At 74.9% G+C, this 18,291-nt stretch carries 14 protein-coding genes and 2 pseudogenes; 4 read left to right on the top strand and 12 right to left on the bottom strand.

The window, feature by feature from the left end; translation table 11 throughout:
* The first annotated feature begins 54 nt into the window (after positions 1-54).
* Positions 55-1,890 (top strand): methyltransferase, encoded by a 1,836-nt coding sequence (locus ACGFXC_RS33825; RefSeq protein ID WP_393718721.1) that lies wholly within the window; start codon positions 55-57, stop codon positions 1,888-1,890.
* 107 nt (positions 1,891-1,997) lie between these two features.
* Here the strand turns inward: ACGFXC_RS33825 and ACGFXC_RS33820 are convergent.
* Positions 1,998-2,960, bottom strand: a pseudogene (locus ACGFXC_RS33820) (chitinase); the annotation flags it as partial.
* A 174-nt stretch (positions 2,961-3,134) separates the two neighbouring features.
* Positions 3,135-3,692 (bottom strand): annotated as a pseudogene (locus ACGFXC_RS33815) (carbohydrate binding domain-containing protein); the annotation flags it as partial.
* A gap of 287 nt (positions 3,693-3,979) precedes the next feature.
* Here ACGFXC_RS33815 and ACGFXC_RS33810 point away from each other — a divergent pair.
* Positions 3,980-4,411, top strand: coding sequence for a hypothetical protein (locus ACGFXC_RS33810; RefSeq protein WP_393718720.1), 432 nt, complete (start codon positions 3,980-3,982; stop codon positions 4,409-4,411).
* Between the two features lie 60 nt (positions 4,412-4,471).
* On the opposite strand, the gene ACGFXC_RS33805 is transcribed toward ACGFXC_RS33810, so the two are convergent.
* The 3 genes from ACGFXC_RS33805 to ACGFXC_RS33795 form a co-directional block, all read right to left on the bottom strand.
* Entirely contained in the window at positions 4,472-5,950 is a 1,479-nt protein-coding gene (locus ACGFXC_RS33805) for a serine/threonine-protein kinase (protein ID WP_393718719.1), read from the bottom strand.
* A complete protein-coding gene (locus ACGFXC_RS33800) occupies positions 5,947-8,016 on the bottom strand; it encodes a WD40 repeat domain-containing serine/threonine protein kinase (RefSeq protein ID WP_393718718.1) in 2,070 nt (689 codons plus the stop codon). Before ACGFXC_RS33800 ends, ACGFXC_RS33805 begins: the two co-directional genes overlap by 4 nt.
* Before the next feature lie 194 nt (positions 8,017-8,210).
* On the bottom strand, positions 8,211-9,092 hold the full coding sequence (locus ACGFXC_RS33795; RefSeq protein WP_393718717.1) for a helix-turn-helix domain-containing protein: 882 nt from the start codon (positions 9,090-9,092) through the stop codon (positions 8,211-8,213).
* A gap of 293 nt (positions 9,093-9,385) precedes the next feature.
* Here ACGFXC_RS33795 and ACGFXC_RS33790 point away from each other — a divergent pair, with 293 nt between their 5' ends.
* Positions 9,386-9,991 (top strand): hypothetical protein, encoded by a 606-nt coding sequence (locus tag ACGFXC_RS33790; protein WP_393718716.1) that lies wholly within the window; start codon positions 9,386-9,388, stop codon positions 9,989-9,991.
* Between the two features lie 187 nt (positions 9,992-10,178).
* Here ACGFXC_RS33790 and ACGFXC_RS33785 read toward each other — a convergent pair whose 3' ends face one another.
* The gene (locus ACGFXC_RS33785; RefSeq protein ID WP_393718715.1) at positions 10,179-10,760 is read right to left on the bottom strand and encodes a TetR/AcrR family transcriptional regulator; all 582 of its coding nucleotides are present in this window, start codon (positions 10,758-10,760) and stop codon (positions 10,179-10,181) included.
* A gap of 152 nt (positions 10,761-10,912) precedes the next feature.
* Between ACGFXC_RS33785 and ACGFXC_RS33780 the strand changes: the two genes are divergently transcribed.
* Positions 10,913-11,761, top strand: coding sequence for a hypothetical protein (locus ACGFXC_RS33780; RefSeq protein ID WP_393718759.1), 849 nt, complete (start codon positions 10,913-10,915; stop codon positions 11,759-11,761).
* Positions 11,762-11,838: 77 nt separating this feature from the next.
* Here the strand turns inward: ACGFXC_RS33780 and ACGFXC_RS33775 are convergent, their stop codons facing one another.
* From ACGFXC_RS33775 to ACGFXC_RS33750, 6 genes are all read right to left on the bottom strand, one after another.
* Complete coding sequence (locus ACGFXC_RS33775; protein WP_393718714.1) at positions 11,839-14,469, bottom strand: DUF6493 family protein; 2,631 nt, start codon at positions 14,467-14,469, stop codon at positions 11,839-11,841.
* On the bottom strand, positions 14,466-15,896 hold the full coding sequence (locus ACGFXC_RS33770) for an SWIM zinc finger family protein (protein ID WP_393718713.1): 1,431 nt from the start codon (positions 15,894-15,896) through the stop codon (positions 14,466-14,468). Before ACGFXC_RS33770 ends, ACGFXC_RS33775 begins: the two co-directional genes overlap by 4 nt.
* A 46-nt stretch (positions 15,897-15,942) precedes the next feature.
* Positions 15,943-16,464 (bottom strand): hypothetical protein, encoded by a 522-nt coding sequence (locus tag ACGFXC_RS33765; protein ID WP_393718712.1) that lies wholly within the window; start codon positions 16,462-16,464, stop codon positions 15,943-15,945.
* Between the two features lie 94 nt (positions 16,465-16,558).
* Complete coding sequence (locus tag ACGFXC_RS33760) at positions 16,559-17,227, bottom strand: glyoxalase (RefSeq protein WP_393718758.1); 669 nt, start codon at positions 17,225-17,227, stop codon at positions 16,559-16,561.
* A complete protein-coding gene (locus tag ACGFXC_RS33755) occupies positions 17,227-17,727 on the bottom strand; it encodes a helix-turn-helix transcriptional regulator (RefSeq protein ID WP_393718711.1) in 501 nt (166 codons plus the stop codon). The genes ACGFXC_RS33760 and ACGFXC_RS33755 overlap by 1 nt, the downstream gene beginning before the upstream one ends.
* Positions 17,728-17,865: 138 nt before the next feature.
* Positions 17,866-18,276 (bottom strand): VOC family protein, encoded by a 411-nt coding sequence (locus tag ACGFXC_RS33750; protein ID WP_393718710.1) that lies wholly within the window; start codon positions 18,274-18,276, stop codon positions 17,866-17,868.
* Between the last annotated feature and the right edge of the window lie 15 nt (positions 18,277-18,291).

Below are 18,291 nucleotides of genomic sequence, written 5' to 3'. Positions count from 1 at the left end.
GCCCTCCGCTCCTCCGTCCCCCCACCCCCGTACCCACCCGAGGACAGTTCCGCGATGACGACGACCCTCCCCGACGAAGCGACCCTCCCCGCCGACCCGGCGCCGCCAGGCGAAACGCCGCCCTCCCACGACCACGCCCCCTCCCACGACCACGCCCCCGGCCGCGACCGCGCGCACGACACGGTGCGCCTGCGCGCCGCCGCCGCCTTCGTACGGGAACACGGCACGGCGACCCTGCTGCCCCGCCTGCTGCCCGGCCTGCGCGGCCCGGAGCTGGCCGCGCTCGCCGCGCACTGCCGGTTCGCCCACGTGGGCATCCTGCTCTTCCCGGCGGACGCGCAGCACCTGCGCGGTCAGCTCGCCGCCTGCGGACTGGCCGCCGACACCCCCTCCCAGCCCAGCGTCGTCGTACGGGACCGGCTGGCCCGGCGGCACCGCCGTGACCCGGCCGAGCTCGACGTCCGCATCCTGCGCCCCCGCGTCCACGGACGGGCGGGGGAGCGCCGCGCCGTGGAAGTGTTCGCCCTCACGGTGCCCGACCGGTCGGACCTGGAACCGGTCGCGGCGCACGAGCGCGCCCTCGGCCACGAGGCCCATGTGGCCTTCGAACTGGAACGCCCCGACCCGCTGGTGCTGCGCGGCCTGTGCGCGGTGCTCACCCGGTACGGGGCACGGCCCGACGGCGGCGGCTACAACCCGCACGAGGACGGCACCGTCCTGTACTTCACCACCCCCGCGGACGCGACGTGCGGCTACCGGCGTCTGGAGCTCTACGCGCCGGGCGACCACCGCGAGGCCCTCGCCGCCCATGTGGAGCGCCCCGCCGTGAACCGGCCCGCCGAAACGCTCCTTCACCTCCTCACCGGGGCCTGGACCACCCAGGCCCTCGCCACGTTCGCGCACCTGCGCGTGCCCGAAGCCATGGAGACCGCCGCCGCCACCGACACCCGGGAGCTGGCCCGGCGCACCGCGACCCACCCCGAAGGCCTCGCCGCGCTCCTGCGCTACCTCACGATGCTCGGCGTCGTGACCGAGGACGCCGCCGGCCAGGACGGCTTCCGGCTCACCCCGCTCGGCTCCCTGCTCCGCGCCGACCACCCGGACACGATGCGCCCGCTGGCCCTGATGTACGCGGGCCCCTTCTACCGTTCCTTCGCCGCCCTCGACCACACCGTACGGACCGGGCAGCCGGCCTTCGACCACCTCTTCGGCGAGAACCACTTCGACCACTTCGCGCGCGACCCCGCGCTCGCCGACCTCTTCGACCGGTCCATGGCGGCGAGCTCGCGCATGTTCCACCCGGTCCCGGCCCATCCGGTGATCACCGAGGCGGCGCGGGCCCCCGCCCCCCGTACCGTCGTCGACGTGGCGGGCGGGAACGGAGAACTGCTGGGACGCATCCTCACCGCGCACCCGGGACTGCGCGGCGTGCTCCTGGAACGCCCCCACGCGATCGAGGCCGCCCGCCGTTCGCTCGACGCCCTGGGCTGCGGGGCCCGCTGCGACTACCGCGGCGGCGACTTCGCCGACGTCCCCCACGGCGGTGACGTCTACGTCCTCTCCCGCGTCCTGCACGACTGGGACGACGACCGGTGCGGCGAGATCCTGCGGCACTGCGCCCGCGCGATGCCGGACCACGCCGACCTGCTGATCGTCGAGCGGCTCCTGCCGACGGACGGTTCCCCCTCACTGGCCACGGCCTGGGACCTCCACATGAGGTGCAACGTCGGCGGCCGCGAACGCAGCGCCGAGCACTACGCCCGACTGCTCGCCGACGCCGGCCTGGAGCTCCTCGACCGCAGCCCCCTGCCGCTGGAGGCGCACGTCCTGCACGCCCGCAGGGCGCCCGCCACCGGACCGGGCACCGCGCGGCCGGCCGCTACCCCGTAGCGGCGGATCCCCGCCCCGCGCCCCGGCGGGCGAGGACCGCGCGGCCGCGGGGCCCGGACCCCGGTACGGACCGGGGTCTGGGCCCCGCGGGGGCGGCCGGTGGAACGTCAGCGTCCCTGGAGGGACTTGACGCCGTCGCCGAAGGACCAGCCCTTCGAGCCGTCCCAGTTGACCGACCAGGTCATGAGCCCCTTGAGCGAGCCGCCGAACGCGTTCCACGACTGGGCGACGAGGCCGGGGGCCATGTAGCCGCCGCCCGCGCCGGGCTGGGCGGGCAGGCCCGGCACCTGCTTGTCGTAGGGCACCTTGACGGTGGTGCCCTGGATGGTCAGACCGTTGTTGAGGCAGGTGGTCTGCGCGGTGAAGCCCTGCACCGTTCCGGCCTGGTAGGAGTCTCCGGAGCAGCCGTACATGCTGCCGTTGTAGTACTGCATGTTGAGCCACCACAGCTTGCCGTTGTCGGCGTACTTCTTGATGACCGGCAGGTAGGAGCCCCAGATGGATCCGTAGGTGACGCTGCCACCGGTGACGTAGGCGGTCTCGGGAGCCATGGTGAGACCGAAGCCCGCCGGCATCTGGGCGAGGACGCCGTCGATGATGCGGATCAGGTTGGACTGGGAGGCGGACAGGGTGTTGATGTTGCCGCTGCCGGAGAGCCCGGTCTCGATGTCGATGTCGATCCCGTCGAAGTTGTACTTCTTGAGGATCGGGACGACGGTCGCCACGAACTTGTCGGCGACGGTGCTGGAGCTCAGGTCGATCCCCGCGGCGGCCCCGCCGATCGACATCAGGACGGTCGCTCCCGCCGCCTTGGCCTGGCACATCTCGGCAGGGGTGGCGACCTTGACGCCGGCGTCCATGCCGTCCTGCCACAGGACCGTGCCGTCCGAAAGGATCACGGGGAAGGCGGCGTTGATGACGTTGTACCCGTGCGCGGCGATCCGGCTGTCCGTGAGGGGGATCCAGCCCATGCCGGGGTGGACGCCGTTGGCGGCGCCGTCCCAGTTCTCCCAGTAACCCTGGAGGACCTTCCCCGACGGCTTGGGCTTCGTGGGACAGGTCTCACCGGGCGGGGGCGTCGTGGTGGGCGGCGGCGTGGTCGGGGGAGTGGCGGTCGGCGTGGGAGTCGGGGTCGGGGTCGGGGTCGCAGTGGGCGTCGGCGTCGGCGTGGGGGTGCTGCCGCCGGGGCCGACGAGCGATACGTCGTCCGCGTAGTACGCGGGCTGTCCGTACCACCCGTGCAGGTAGACCGTCACCGAGGTGGTGTTCGGGCCGGTGGTGAAGCCGACGCTGAGCCGGCCGTACGACGGGCTGCTCGCCGTCCAGGTGGACTGTGCGCCGCCGAGGCCCGTACCGCTCGCCCCCAGATAGACGTAGCTGCCCTGGACGTAGGCACTGAGCGTGTACGCGGAGTTGGGCTGCACGCTCAGGGTCTGGCTGCACTGGGCGTTGTCGGAGCCGCTCGGCGTGGCCTTGAGGGCGGCGGCGCCGGAGTGGACCGGACTGCCGACGGCGGCGCCGGAGCCGCCGGAGCAGGTCCAGCCGGAGAGCCCGTTCTCGAAACCGGAGTTGGCCACCGGCTCGGCGTCGGCGGCACCGGCCGGCCCGGTGCCGGACACCGCGATCCCCGCCGCGATGAGGGCGGCGGCCCCCACTCCGGCCAGGGAACGCGCCAGGGCGGACGGCCCGCGCCCGGCGCGGTGGGCCCCGTACGCCCGGCCGCCACCGTTTCCGCGGCCGGGATCCTCGGGTGGACGGGGCCCGCTCGTGGGGCGTGGAGTGCGTGACCGCCGACGGAGCATGTGGTGCTCCCTTCCCGCTGGGCGTCATGGGCATGACCAACGCATGGGGATGCGACGCCCGGCTCCGGGTGTGTGGGGTGGGGGGACAGGTGGGGCTGTGCCGGTCCGGATCGTATGAGGGCCGACGGGGGCGGTCAATAGGTATGGACCAATCCTCGTGCAGTCGGACCGCAAGCGTCCGCCGAAGCCCGCTCCCGCTCCCGCTCCAGGACCCCGAGTTCACCGCGCACCCCGGGGCGTTGAAAATCAGGTGTGGCGCAAGTGGCGCATGAGCATAGGGTGACGGCATGTCGCTGAGTCACGTGGTCCTCTCGTCCGGTCGCTCGATCGAGCTCACCGAGCTGCGGATGTCTTCGACCTACGGAGGGCTCATCGAGGGTTACCCGTTCAAGCGGGTCAACGACATGCAGGTCGAGCGCCTCCGGCGGGAAGCCGAACGCGATTTCACCTTCGCCCCGGTCCATCTCGTGCAGCCTTCGCGCGAGTACCCGGACCACTTCGCCGGCGCCTTCGGCCCTGCCGAACTGCTGCCTCACGTGACGTGCATCGGCGTCTTCCGCTCGACGCCGGTCGATCCCGGACTCGACCCGGTGCTGCATCGCTCCTCCCTCACCGTGGCCTGGTTCCAGAACCTCCCGCACGTCCCGTCGGGCCAGGAAGCCGACCCCGCACTCCGTGACACCCCCTGGGACGAATTCGCGCGGGACTACGAGATCTAGGGCCGACGCCGTTGGGCCGGCTCGCCGGCAGGACCCGCGCCCCACTGAACGGCGCGGGTCCTAGGTGTGCTTCGTTCCACCGGCCAGCCTCGGCGACAGGTAGACGGCGAGGGCGGCGACGCCGGAACAGTCGGTAGGACCGTCCGGACTGTCCTGGACGACCGCGGCGTAGCCGTCGGGGGTGCGCCAGCTCACCTCGCACTGCCGGTCGTACCGGTCCGCGTAGGCCGAGCCGGACTCCAGGGCGGTCAGGTCGATCTTGCTCATGTCCTGCGGCGCCTTGCGGTCGGAAATCATCCGGAACGGCGCCTTGGAGTAGGCGAGCGTCATCGAGCGGTGGTTGCCCGCCGTCGCCGCCCCCAGCCTCCAGGTGCAGGTCTGAACCGCCGCGGAGCCGTCGGTGAAGTCGTCGTGCTGCCCCACGCTGGTGAGGTGGTTGTGCTGGAGGAATTCGTAGGTGGCCAGGTCGCACGGGTCGCCGCTCCAGGCCGCCACCGTGCTCGTCGGCCCCGCTCCCACCGCTCCCGCGCCGCCCCCGCGGAACGGGAGCGGAAACGACAGCGCGGCCCAGACGGCGCCGCCGACGGCCAGCGACGCGGCCGCGGCCACCAGGGCCCGACGGCGCACCGGCCGGTCAGCGGTGCGCGCCCTGACGGTCGCCCGCTCCGGCAGCACGAGCGTCTCGCCGCGCAGCTCGCTGATCATCGCGGCCACCCCGGCGGGCAGCCACTGCGTGTCCTCGGCCGAGGTCGCCAGGTGGCGCAGCACCTCCGACACCGGCGGACGTTTCCCCGGATCCGCGGCCAGGCAGATCCGGACGAGGGCGGCCAGCTCCTCGGGAACCCCGTCCAGATCGGGGGCCTGATGAACCGTCCGGTAGAGGATGACGTCCGGGCGGCCCTGCCCGTAGGGGCTGTGCCCGGTGGCCGCGAAGGCGAGGACGCAGCCGAGCGCGAAGACGTCGGAGGCCGGCCCGGTCGGCTCGCCCCGTGCCTGCTCCGGCGACATGTAGCCGGGTGTGCCGATCACCGTGCCGGTGTGCTGGCCGCCGTCGAGGGCACGGGCGATGCCGAAGTCGATGACGCGGGGGCCGTCGTCGGCGACGATGACGTTGCCGGGCTTCAGATCGCGGTGGACCAGGCCGGCGGCGTGGATCGCGGCCAGTCCTTCGGCCAGGCCGGAGCCGAGCACCCGCAGCGCCCGTTCGGGCAGCGGTCCGGTGTCCCGGATCGCCTGGTGCAGCGAGGGCCCGGGGATGTAGGCGGTGACCAGCCAGGGCCGTACGGCGTCGGTGTCCGCGTCCACGACCTGCGCCGTGTAGAAGCCGCCCACCTTCCGCGCCGCGCTGACCTCCAGGGCGAACCGGCGGCGGAATTCGGCGTCGTGCGCGAGTCCGGCGGCCACCACCTTGACCGCGACCAGCCGCCCGCCCGGCGAACGCCCGAGGAACACCTCGCCCATCCCGCCCCGGCCGAGCCGCCGTACCAGCTCGTACGGCCCGACGTGACGGGGATCCGTCCCGTCCGGCGCCTCGGTCACCCGACCGACCGGATCTGGACCGCTGCCAGCAGTTCGGGGGTGTCGGTGCACACCGCGATCGTCTTGCTGTCGGGGCCGAACGCCACGAGGGCGGCGCCGGTGCGCCCCGTCGGCACCGGCGTCCGCCGACCGGAGGGCAGGGCCCAGAGCACCACCCCACGGCCCGCGGAGCCGGACCCGGCGAGCATCTTCCCATCGGGGCTGAGGGACAGCGACTGGTAGCGGGACTTGAGCTCGGCGAAGGTGGTGCTCAGCTTTCCGGTGGCCGTGTCCCACCCGGCGATGCCGCCGTACGCCCCGTAGAGCGTCCGGCCGTCCGGGGCGTAGGCGAGGGCGGTGACACCGAAGATGTCCGTCTCCTCCAGGCCGATGGTGGTGACCGGGGCGAAGGAGGCGGTGTCGAAGAGGTCGACCGCCCCCTTCAGGTCGCTCCCGTACCCGACGGCCAGCACCTTGCCGTCCGGACTGAACACGACGCTGCCCGCCCGGCCGAAGGTTCCGTTCGAGCCGGGGCCGACCGGCAGGGAGACGACCTGTCTGCCCGAACTCACCTCCCACACGATGGCCTTGCCGATGCTGTCGCGCCCGTCCCGGCCGAGCGCCAGCAGCCGTCCGTCCGGGCTGAACGCCAACGTGTGCGCCTGCCCCAGCAGGTTTCCCTCGGAAGGGCTGGACAGCATCACCGCCTCACGGCGGGCGGCGATGTCCCACAACGTGACGGCCACCCTCCCGTTCTGATGGGCGTCCGGCTCCTTGCTGGTCAGGTCGGGCGGCAGGGTGTAGGCGGCGGCCAGCATGCCCGCGGTGCGGCTGAACGCGACCGCCGACACGTGGCTCACGGCGCGCTTGAACGTGATGTCTCCCACCTTGGTCCGCGTGGCCGGGTCGATCAGGACCACCTTGTTCAGCGCACCCACCGCCAGGAGCTTGCCGTCCGCGCTGTAGGCGAGGCTCCGGGAGTCGGTGTCGTTGGGGCCGAGCTCGATCGTGGTGGCCTGGCCGAGCCGCACGGCCCCGGGCCCGGAAGCTCCGTCCGTGGCCGGTGGCGCGGCCGGGGGTGTGGCCGCCGGTCCCGGCGTCCCGGGGGCGTCGCCCGCGGCGAGCCGGATCCCGACCGGTACGCCCACCAGCCCGATGACCCCGGCCCCCGCGGCCAGCAGGAGCGCCCGCCGCCCCGGCGGCCGCGCCGCGCCGTGCGCCCCCGCCTGCGCCTGGCGCTCCCCGACCATCCCCGCCACGGCCGACGGCAGCCACGCGTCCGGAGGGTTCCCGGCCAGGCTCCGCAGGACCTCGCCGACGGCCGGCCGCCGTTCCGGGTCCTTGGCCAGACAGGCCCGGACCAGGCCGAGCAGCTCGGCGGGCACTCCGTCGAGGTCCGGCTCCCCGTCGACCAGCCGGATCAGCGCGTCCGAACCGGACGCGGAGCCGAACGCGTTGCGCCCCGTGGCGGCGAAGACCAGCACCCCGCCGAGCGCGAACACGTCCGAGGCCGGAAGCGTCGTGCCGGCCCGCACCTGCTCCGGTGCCAGGAAGGTGCCGCCCGCTGCGGCGGCGACCGTGCGGGAGGGGTGCGCGGCGTCCCACAACCGGGCCAGGGCGAAGTCGGTGAGGCGCGGACCGTCGCCGGCGAGTATCACGTCGCCCGGGGTGAGGCCACCGTGCAGCAGGCCGGCCGCGTGCACCCCCGCCAACGCCTCCGCCAGACCGGATCCCAGGGCCCGGACCGCCGCCACCGGCAGGGGCCCGTGCACCGTCACCGTCTCCCGCAGCGAGGGCCCCGCGATGTACTCGCCGGCCAGCCAGAGCACGGCACCGTCCGCGGCACCGTCCACCACCTGCGCGGTGTGGAAGCTGCTCACGGCGCGCGCGGAGGCCACCATCTCCTCGAACCGGCGCCGGAACCCGACGTCGGCGGTCAGCTCCGGCGCGACCACCCGGACCGCGAGCAGCCGTCCGCTGCGCGAGCGGCCGAGGAACACCGTCCCCAGCCCCCCGCCCCCCAGCCTCCCCAGCAGCCGATGGCCGCCCACCTCGCGTGGGTCACCCGCGCGCAACGGCGCCGTCATCGCAGTCCCCTCCCCGCTCGTCCCGTGACACCCGGGCCCGTCGTGGGCCACACCCCCGCGGTGCCGTCACGCCGCCCGCCCCTGCTCCCGCCCCGGCGCGCCCGCGGGCACGGCCGACGTGGTGACGACCGGCACCGCACGGGGAAGCGTAGGAGGGTGCGCAGGGACCTGGCTTGGACGAATGTGACCTCGCCTCAGAGGGCGAGGGCGTCCTCGACCGGCCGGGTGGCCGTGGTCATCCGGCCGGGGGTGATCCCGGCCAGGGCCTGGAACTCACGGTTGAGGTGGGCCTGGTCGTAGTAGCCGCAGGCGGCCGAGAGCCCGGCAAGGCTGACGGTTCCGCCGGCGAGCATCTCCGTGGCGCGACGGAACCGCAGCACCCGGGCCGCGGTCTTCGGCGTCAGCCCGACCTGCTGGGTGAACCGGCGGACCAGGTAGCTGCGGCTCCAGCCCACCTCCTCGGCGAGGCCGACGATGGGGACCGAGCCGGCCGAGGCGGCCAGCAGGTGCCATACGTGGTCGACCTCGGGCGCGGGCGCGGGCCCCCGGTCCAGCCGGCCGAGCAGCACAGCGTCGAGCAGGTCGAACCGGGCGTCCCAGTCGGGGGTGGCCGCCAGCCGTTCCACCAGGGCGTCGGTCTCCGGGCTCAGCACGCTGTCCAGCCCCACCACCATGTTGGTCAACTCCCGCATGGGCAGGGCGAACAGCCGGTAGGCGCCGAGCGGCGTGAACGCGAGCCGGATCACCTCCTGCCGGCCCCCGGGGTGATCGCACAGTGCGGGCCGGTCCTCCATCCCGACCACCAGCGAGCTGATCCGCCCGGTGCCCGGCCCGGGCGTCCCCAGGCGGCGGACCTGGCTGAACGGTTCCGCCAGGTTCACCGTCACGACGACGTGCCCGGTCGGGACCATCTGCACCCGGTAGGGCGGGGCCAGGTGCGAGTAACCGATGCGACCGCACATGTACGGCCGCAACGCGGGGTGCAGCGGGCGGGTGACCTGCCGCAGCCCACCGGCCGCCGCCGGACCGCCGGCGCCCTGACCTGTAGTGCTGCCGCGTCCGGCGCGATGGTTCACGAGACGCCCCCAGAAATCGGCGGCCCGCCGGGTGCGGGGCGCCATGCTCCGGCCGGTGGCCGCACCGGTCGGTACCGCTCCGCCCGATGCTACGGCGCCCCGCCCGCGACCGGCCGGCCGCGCGCCCCCCACCGGCCGCGGCACTACGCGTCCAGGCCCGTGGAAGCCGGCCCGTAGGGGCGTTGAGTCGCTCGTCCGTGGATTCGGGCCCGCGTCCCCGTGCGGCTGCGGCATGGTCGGAGCCGGGCGGGTCCGGCCGGACCCGCCCGGGGGCCGGGTGGCGGGAGGGTGTTGTGGAGGGTCGCGATACGTGGACGACGGAGGAGTTCGGCGCCTCGCACGAGGGCTGGGTCGGTGTGCTCCTGGACGACGGGAGCGTTCCGGGACCGGTGTACTTCGATACCGGCTCGGGCTCGGCCGGCCAGTCGGTGACGCAGTGGAGCGTCTACGACGGCCGCTCCGCGCGCATCCCCCGGGCCGCCGCGCTGCGCGCGGTGTGCTCCTGCGGCTGGAACGGCCCGGAGCACCGTCTCGACTGGGCGCTGATCGGTGCCGCGGACCTGGAGGAGGCGGGGGACGAGCAGGCGGACGCCTGTGACCGGGACTGGGACGGGCACACCGCCCGGGTCGAGGCGGGTGCGGTCCCGCTGCCGGACTCGGTGACGGCACTCCTGGCGCAGCTGGAGGAGGAGATCGACAGGCTGACCACCACGTCCCCGGTGGCCGGGGTGCGCGCGGCCCGCCGGCTGGAGGTCACCGCGGAGCGGGCCGGGTACTGGGCCGCCCGCGGCACCCGCGCCGACCTGACCACCGCCCAGGCCGCGGCCGCGCTCGGCCTGGACGAGAAGGCCGCGAAGCGGCTGATGGCCCGCTTCGGCCGGTGGAGCCCGTACGCCTGAGCCCGGGAGGGGCCGGCCGGACCCGCCGGAAACGGCAGGGTGGGTACGTCGCCCCGGCGGATCCGTAGGAGGGGCACGGGTGTGGCGGGCCCGTCGGCCCCCGCCGTGCTCCGGGGCGGGGCGGCCAGGTCGCCTCTTTCGGATCTTGCCGGTCGGCGCGGGTCAGGCAAGGTCCGGAAGAGACGGCCTAGGTGGCCGGCGCTGCCGGGGAGTCGTCGACCAGCGCGCGGAAGGTCTCGACGGGGTCGGTTTCCGGCGCCGGGAGGCTGCCGCTGAGCTGGAGGGTGGCGAAGCCGTGCGCCAGCGACCAGGCGGCCAGTGCGGTGCGCCGCGCATCGGGTGCGCGCCCGTTCGCCGGCAGGTCGCGGGCGCCCGCGTGCAGCGGGCGCGAGGCGCGTTCCTTCGCGGCGGCGAGTTCCGGATCGTCGTGGTGGAGCAGCCCGGGCCGGAACATCACCTCGAAGTGGGCCGGATGGCCCAGGGCGAACTCCACGTACCGCGCGCCCATTTCGCGCAGCCGGTGCGCTGCGTCGGCCGGCACCGTGGCCAGGGCGGCGGCCAGCAGGTCGAATCCCTCCGTGGCGATGGCGGTCAGCAGCCCCGCCTTGTCCCCGAAGTGGTGGGCAGGGGCGGCGTGCGAAACCTCGGCGCGGCGGGCGAGGTCACGGAGGCTGATCGCGGCGACGCCGTCGCTCCGGATGACCTCGACGGCGGCGGCGAGGACGGCTCGGCGCAGATCGCCGTGGTGGTACGTGCGTGGGGCGGCCATGCACAGCAGGCTACCCCGTATCTAGTCGCCGACAAGTAGCCATTGACAAGATGAAGGTCATGGCGGAATCTAGTCACTGTCAGGTTCATGGGGATGTGCGCCGAGACAGCGAAGGAAACGACGTGAAGCACAATCTGGGAACGGTCCGGCAGATGTGGCAGCTGCTGGAGCCGGTGCACGCCACGCTCTACTACGCGGCGGAGGCCTCCGAGGAAGCCGCGAGCCTCGGCTACGCCACCGACGAGCGCTGGCCGGGCTACTTCGCCTACCGCGCCGCGCCCCTCGGCCCGGCCGTCCCGGGGGTGGTGAACGCCCTCTTCTACAGCTTCAGCCCGCGGATGGTGGAACGCTTCGCCGCGCCCGCCTGGCGGACCGCGGCCCCCGAGCGGGTCCTGGCGGCCCGGAACACGGCGGTCGACCGCGCGCTGCGCCGGCTCCTCGGCGACCGGATCGGCTCGCCGGAGCTGCGCGAGGCCGCGGAACTCGCCCGTCGCGCCGCCGAGGCCGCGGACACCGCGGGCCGCCCCATGGCCGCCGCCAACGCCGCCCTGCCCTGGCCCGACGAGCCGCACGAGGTGCTCTGGCAGGCCGCCACCATCCTGCGCGAGCACCGCGGCGACGGCCACATCGCCGCCCTCCAGACCCACGGCCTCGGCCCCGCCGAGTCCCTGGTCTCGCACGCCGCGGCCGGCGCCGCACCGGACGAGGTGTTCGCCAGCAGGCGGTGGACCGGCGAGGACTGGACCGCCGCGCGCGAACGCCTGGCCGCCCGTGGCCTGCTGGAAGCCGACGGCCGGGCCACCCCCGAAGGGCTCCGGGTCCGCAGCGCGGTGGAGCAGCTCACCGACGAGCTCGCGGCCGCCCCCTGGGAGGCGCTCACGCCCGCGGAAACGGCCCGGCTGGCCGAACTGCTCGTGCCGCCGGTGCTCGACATCGTCGCCACCGGGCTCCTCCCCGCGCAGAGCACCCTCGGCATCGGCCTGAAGTACGACCACGCGTGAGTCCCGCGCCCGCCCCGTCATCCGCGGTCGACGGCGCGGCCGGTGGATCCTCGATCCGCGCCGCCGTCACGGCCGTCTCACCCCGCGGCCGTGGCCATCGCCTCCCGGTTGCGGTGCAGGGCGTCGCGGAGCCGGGCCGCCTGCGTGACCAGCCGGGAGCGGCCGGTACGGGACGCGACGGCGTCGAGCGCGGCGGGCGGCTCCGGTGCCACCGCCCGTGACTGCTCGGCGCACACGGCGGCGGTCTCCAGCAGCTCCCCCGTACCGCGCGGGTCCGTGGAGCCGGTGAGCAGTGCGGGCAGCACCGCGGCGAGGACGGACCAGGTCGTGGCGTGGGCCCCGGTCGCGGCCGCCGTACGCAGTGCGTCGGCGAGCCGGCCGGGCTTGACGGTGCCCAGCTCCAGCAGCTCGGCGAGATCCGCGCCGAGACGTACGGTGTCCAGCTCGCCGCGTCCCGCGAGGATGAGCAGTGCGTCGACCGACCGGAGCCGGTCCTCGGGGTGCCGGGAGCCGAGGCCGAGGGCGACCGCGAGGTGCAGGGCGGGTCCGGCGGGGCCCGCGGCGGCGAGTCCGGGCAGCATGTCGGTGCCACCGCGCTCGTCGTCGAGGGCGCAGGAGGTGACGGCCGCGAGCGACCAGGCGGCGAGCACCTCGCGGTCCTGGGGCAGCACCGCGATCAGCTCCTCGGGCCCCTCTCCGTCCCAGCAGCGGCCGGCCCCCTTCCGGGCCCGCCCGAGCTCGCCGAAGGCGGCGGGGAACTCCGCCACGACCACGGGCCGCTCGCCGGTGTCCAGGACGGGGCGCTCCGGATGGCCGTCGTAGCGGTGGTGCTCGGCCGGGGCGTTGCGGCGGGTGACGGAGGCGGGCCGGCCCGCCCCGCCGATCCACGCCGCCAGCCGCTCGCCCTCGGGGGTGCCCAGGCCCGCCGCCCCGGGCAGGGCGGACGCGTCGCGGTCGACCCGGAGCAGGGCCTGCGCGAAGTCCGCCGGGCCGGGGGCGGCGCCCACGCGGACGTACTCGGCGAGCCGGGCGACCAGGACGTTGGGGTCCAGGGATCCGTCGGTCAGCGTGGGGGTGGCGAGCAGGAAGGGCGGCGGGCCGGCCGCGATGCCGAGGGCGGCTTCGGCGACGCGGGCGTTGCGGGCGGCGAAGGCGTCGCTGTGGTGGCAGTCGCTGCGCCAGCTGATCAGCGCCTGTTGCTTCGGCCCGGCCGGCCGGGCGTCCAGGACGGCGGCGGCGACGCCCTCCAGCCCTCCCAGCTCGTCGCGGTAGTAGTGCAGGCGGGCGGGGTCGAGCCAGTAGCGGTCCGCCAGGGCCGGGCGCAGGGCCGCGGCCAGGGCGGCGCGGTCCCGGTGGGCCTGGCGGACCAGTCCGTCGAGGGCCCGTTCGAAGTCCTCGACCGACGGAGTACGGGCGTGGACGGCGGCCGAGACGAGCTCGACGGTCTCCTCCACCGACTCGGGGGACGGGGCGAGCGGCGTGGGCAGCGGGGGCGGCGGCAGGATCTCCTGGTACGGGCCCTCTTCCTCCTCGGGTGCGGCGTCCGCCCCGAGCAGGGCCACGGCCCGCGCCCGGTGCCCGGGGCTGAGCAGATGGGCGCGGTCGGCGAGTTCGGCGCGCAGGGCCGGATCGTCACCGAGGTGTGCGGCGGCCAGTTTCAGGGCCCGCTCCTGGACATCCGTGTCCGGATGGCCGAAGGCCTCGCCGAGCACCGGCAGCAGCTCGGGCGCGGCGTCCGGTTCCCGGGCGAGCACCTTGCCGAGCAGCGTCAGCTGGGCCCGTACGAGCTTCTTCTCCGGGCGGAAGAACACCGCGCCGGACATCTCCGCCAGCAGCGCGGGCGTGACCTGGCCTGCCGTGGCGAGGCGGGCCAGCACCTCCTGCGCGTGCCCGGCGACGGGGGAGGGGGCGTCGGCGGCGAGCGCCAGCCAGTCGGCGGTCCGCTCCCGTTCCTCCTCCACGGTCGGCTGCAGGGCCTCCAGGACGGACCGGTACGGCCGCAGGTGCTGGACCGGGCCGCCGCGCACCAGGCGGGCGGTGCAGCCGTCGAGGAGTGCGGCGCGGTCGAGCCGCCCCTCGGCCGCGAGGCGGGTCAGGGTGGCGGGCCAGTGGTGCTGCGCGCCGGGCTCGCTGTGCCAGGCGAAGGCGGCCACCGGTTCCGCCGTCTCGAACAGGCGGGGGATGAAGACGGCCAGGTGGGGATCGCGGCGCAGCGCGTCGGTGAGCGTGCCCCGTTCGGACCAGGCGGCCGTCGCCCAGCCCTCGACGCAGCCGTCGCTGGTGGGCATGGGGCAGCCGGCCCGCCGGACGAGTTCCTCGATGAGCGGGTAGTCCTCCTGGGCGGTGGCGGGGCGGGCCGCGAGCCGCTGGGCGAGGTCGCCGAGCCATCGGGGTTCGCGGTCCGCCAGCACCTGGAGGAGTTCGCCGTCGCAGGTGCGCCCGCCGCGGCGCATGTCGCGGCCGCCGATCCAGGAGGCCGCGGCGGCGGCGCCGGTCTGACAGGCGGCGCCCGCGACGAGCAGGGCGGGGCTCACCAGCCCGCGCTCCTGCCAGCGCTCCCAGCCGGAGGCCCGCAGCTCGGCGCGCAGCTCCTTCAGCCCGGCCAGCAGGTCGCTGCGCTGTACCCGGTCCAGCCGGGCCAGCAGGGCGGGTATCCGGCGGGTATGTCCGGCGCGGACGGCGGTGAGGACGTCGAGCGGGCTGGTCATCGTGCGTCTCCGGTGACGGTGGCGGTGGCGGTGGACTGGGCATGGGCGTTGGCGATGGCGATGGGGGCGGCGCCGCGCGCGATGCGGGCGGCGAGGGCGTGCTTGCAGGGCCCGCGCCGCCCGCGGTAGTCGGCCCACCACTGGCAGGTGCAGCTGAACGCGCCGCCCGACTCCCGCACCCGGTAGCGCCGTTCGCCGGAGGCCACGTACGCCGTGGCCGGGCCGTCGAAGGTGACGGCCCCTTCGGCGAGCAGGGCGCGGGCGGCGACCAGCCGCGGGTTGTGCCGCTCGGCGCGCCGCGCGTCGTACGGCAGTTCGCGGTGGAAGTAGGCGGCTTCGGACAGGTCGTAGCCGACCTTGCCGGCCGTGCCCAGCCGGGTGAGGGCGGCGCGGACCCGCTGGACGGGCAGCCCCGACTGCTCGGCGAGGTCACCGGGGTCGACGCGCGGCTCCCAGGCGAGCAGGACGGCCACCAGGTCGGCGTCGTCGGCCGCCGTGTCGGTGGCGAGGGCCTCCAGCACGCCGCCCTCGCCGGAGAACCCGCGGTCGGCCTCGGGGGAGAGGGTGAGCGTGAGCCGCATGCCGGGCAGGGCGACCTCCCACGCGGAGGCCGTGGGCGCGGCCCCGTCGGGTACGGGCCCGTACACGCGCAGGGCGGTGGCCTGGCGCAGCACCCGCTGGAAGGCGGCGAGCCGTTCGGGGCCGGGCAGGCACACCGCCCCGGGCACCGGGCGGGTGGTGGGGCGCAGGGTCCGGCCCGCGGGGACCACCCACAGCGGGCCGCCGGCCGCGCCGCCGGTGGCGGAGCCGCGGGGGAGGGAGCGCAGGAACCGGACGGCTTCGGTGGCGGTCAGTTCCGCACGGAGGTCGAAGCCGGTGGTGATGGCCTGGGCCTCGGCGAAGCCGCGCAACCAGCGGTCGGGCAGCGGCACCTTCTTCTCGACGACCGGCCCGTCGAGGGTGGTCACCGCGAGCTCGTCGGGCCCGACGCGCAGGTGCAGCGGATCATCGTCGGTGAGCCGTGAAAGCGCCTGGCGCAGCGGGTTGTTGACGTCGACGTTGGTGGTGCCGTGACCGGTGTCCGCCCCGCCGAGCCCCTCGGGCAGCACATCGAGGCGGGCGTAGACCCCGCAGCATCCGGAGAAGGACTCGAAGCGCAGCCGGTCGCCGTTGGCGGTGACCACGGGGTCGAGGGACGCCCGCTCGCTCCGCCGGAAGTAGCGGGCGCCGGCCACGTCCGCGACGGCCAGCAGGCCGCGCGCGGCGGCCTGAGGCGCGCTCAGGAACCCCGAGAAGAAGTGCGGGTGGGCCTCCAGACCGGTCGGGGTCAGGCCGCCGGAGGTCTCCAGGCCGAGACTGCGGCCGGTGCCGGATCCGGCCAGCGTGGAGGAGCCCGCGTAGGCGAAGGTGTGTGCGGTTCGCGTCATGCCCAAGACGCTACGAGGCCCCACTGACAACGGTGTTCCGGCGCCGTCAGCCGTGGCCGGCCGCCATCGAGTCGAACGTCTCCCGCATCATCCGGTCGATGACCCCGGGCCGCCCGGCCAGGGAATCGAAGAGGTCGGCGAGCAGGCAGAGCACGAAACCGTGCACCAGCGCTTCCTCGTCCGTGATCCGGCCGAACCGGTCGCGCCACGCCACGGTGTCCATGCCCATCGCGGCGGCCATGAGGACACCGGTGACCATCGGCACCTGAGCCGGATCGGCCGCCTCGAAGGCGGGGAGCCTGCGGATCACGGCGGGGATCAGATCGCTGAGCGGGTCCAGGGGGTCCGCGCGACCGGCCCGCTCGGCGATCAGGTATCCGGTCAGCACACCCACCAGGAAGACCGTGCCCCGCGACACCTCCTCCCGCCCGTACGCCTCCACCGCGGCGCCGACCCGCCGCCGCGCCTCCTGACGGTCCTCCGCGGGCGTCCGTCGCTCCAGGACCCGGTACGAGTCCCAGGCCGCACGGATCGCCCCGTCCACCACCACGCCGCTGCTGCTGCTCATGGTGCGACCGTAGACGACGCCCCGGGACCACCGGCCCCGAGGCCCCCCACGGAGTCGCCGTATGCGGGCGCCAAGGGACGGGGTGAGGCGCGCGTCAGGACGATGCGGGGGCGGGCGGCGCGGCGGCCTCCCAGGCGAAGCCGTCCGGGTCGGTGAAGGCGTCGGCGGTGCCGCCGAGGACGATGCGGTGCGAGCCGGAGCCGTCGACGGGGACGCCGAGGTCCTTGGCCAGGGCGCGGCGCTTGTACAGGGCCAGCTTGACGGCGCTGGACGGACCGGCGGCGAACTCGACGTACTTGCCGCCGAAGCTCTTGGCCACGGTCAGGCCCCGGTCGGCGTAGAACTGCCTGGTGACCTTCACGGCCTCGACGCCGAGCAGCAGGACGACCTCGTCGATCTCGCGGGTGTCGGGGCCGGTGTCCTTCTTCGCCGAGGTCGCGATCTTCCAGATCGTCCCGTCCGGAGCCCGCACGACGCCGCTGTAGCCCCACAGGGACTTCGCGGCGGGCTTCAAGACCGTGGCGCCGGCGTCCACGGCTGCGCCGAAGAAGCCGTCGACGGTGGCCGGCCCGGACACCGTGAGCCCCAGTGTGAAGCCGCGGAATCCGGTGGAGGGGGCCTCGGACGTCGCCCGCAGGCCGACGTACGCGTCGACGCCGAAGGCGCTGTAGAAGCGGCGGGCGTCCCCGGGGTCGGCCACCTCGAGGGTGACGGACGCGAGGGACGTGCGGGCTGCGGTGGAAGCGCTGGTTGCCATGACCATCACGCTAGGGGCTGTCCGGCGGCGGGGGCTTCTCGATTCCTGACCGGTCTCGACACCTGCTTCGCCACGCAGGCCGGCATCCCCTCCACGCTGATCGCCGACCCCGTGTCGGGGGCTGTCCCCGCCTCGTCCGCCGCCTGCCGCCGGAAGGCCCCGGGCGGCAGGCCGACCAGCTCGGTGAAGCGGGTGGTGAACGTACCCAGCGACGCGCAGCCGACGGCGAAGCAGACCTCGGTGACGCTGAGGTCGCCCCGCCGCAGCAGCGCCGCCGCCCGTTCGATGCGGCGCGTCATCAGGTACGAGTACGGCGATTCCCCGTAGGCGGCGCGGAATTGCCGGCTCAGGTGCCCGGCGGACATGTTCACGTCCCGGGCGAGCGCCTCGACGTTCAGCGGCTCCGCGTACTGCCTGTCGATCCTGTCGCGGACGCGGCGCAGCCGCGCGAGATCGGCCAGGCGCTGCGCCTCGACGCGCGCCCGCCGCCATTCGGGCTTACACATGGAAACCCTCCCCGTGGTGTTTCATCTTCTCTTTCCCCCAACGTCGTCGAGCGTCCGGGGTACCCGCTTCGGCGGGTACCCCGGACGCTCGGTGATGTGGACCGGCGGGCCGGCCGGGCGGGCCCGCAACCGCACGGCTCAGCGCAGTTCCTGAATGCGGATCAGGTTGCCCGCCGGATCGCGGAACGCGCAGTCCCGGACGCCGTACGGCTGCTCCGTCGGCTCTTGGACGACCTCCGTATCACCCGCCTGCACCTTCTCGAACGTGGCGTCGAGGTCCGCGGTGGCCAGCAGGATCCAGCCGTAGGTGCCCTTGGCCATCATCTCGGTGATCGTGCGGCGCTCGTCCTCGGTGATGCCGGGATCGGCCGCGGGCGGCGCCAGGAGGATCGACGTGCCCGGCTGCCCGGCCGGCCCGACCGTGATCCAGCGCATCCTGCCCTGCCCGACATCGCTGCGCACCTCGAAGCCGAGGACGTCGCGGTAGAAGGCGAGCGAGGCGTCCGGGTCGTCGTGCGGGAGCGAGGCCGTGTGAATGGTGAGGTCCATGGTGAGCAGGCTAGA

The sequence above is a fragment of the Streptomyces sp. NPDC048507 genome (assembly GCF_043199995.1).
Taxonomy (GTDB): Bacteria; Actinomycetota; Actinomycetes; order Streptomycetales; family Streptomycetaceae; genus Streptomyces.
This window is presented reverse-complemented; position numbering and strand designations above follow the sequence as displayed.

Excerpts from the sequence above, each read along its gene's own strand:
- ACGFXC_RS33755 (WP_393718711.1), bottom strand. The coding sequence starts at position 17,727 with ATGTGTAAGCCCGAATGGCGGCGGGCGCGCGTCGAGGCGCAGCGCCTG.
- ACGFXC_RS33810 (WP_393718720.1), top strand. The coding sequence starts at position 3,980 with ATGTCGCTGAGTCACGTGGTCCTCTCGTCCGGTCGCTCGATCGAGCTC.
- ACGFXC_RS33785 (WP_393718715.1), bottom strand. The coding sequence starts at position 10,760 with ATGGCCGCCCCACGCACGTACCACCACGGCGATCTGCGCCGAGCCGTC.
- ACGFXC_RS33760 (WP_393718758.1), bottom strand. The coding sequence starts at position 17,227 with ATGGTCATGGCAACCAGCGCTTCCACCGCAGCCCGCACGTCCCTCGCG.
- ACGFXC_RS33770 (WP_393718713.1), bottom strand. The coding sequence starts at position 15,896 with ATGACGCGAACCGCACACACCTTCGCCTACGCGGGCTCCTCCACGCTG.
- ACGFXC_RS33775 (WP_393718714.1), bottom strand. The coding sequence starts at position 14,469 with ATGACCAGCCCGCTCGACGTCCTCACCGCCGTCCGCGCCGGACATACC.
- ACGFXC_RS33750 (WP_393718710.1), bottom strand. The coding sequence starts at position 18,276 with ATGGACCTCACCATTCACACGGCCTCGCTCCCGCACGACGACCCGGAC.
- ACGFXC_RS33825 (WP_393718721.1), top strand. The coding sequence starts at position 55 with ATGACGACGACCCTCCCCGACGAAGCGACCCTCCCCGCCGACCCGGCG.
- ACGFXC_RS33800 (WP_393718718.1), bottom strand. The coding sequence starts at position 8,016 with ATGACGGCGCCGTTGCGCGCGGGTGACCCACGCGAGGTGGGCGGCCAT.
- ACGFXC_RS33780 (WP_393718759.1), top strand. The coding sequence starts at position 10,913 with ATGTGGCAGCTGCTGGAGCCGGTGCACGCCACGCTCTACTACGCGGCG.
- ACGFXC_RS33765 (WP_393718712.1), bottom strand. The coding sequence starts at position 16,464 with ATGAGCAGCAGCAGCGGCGTGGTGGTGGACGGGGCGATCCGTGCGGCC.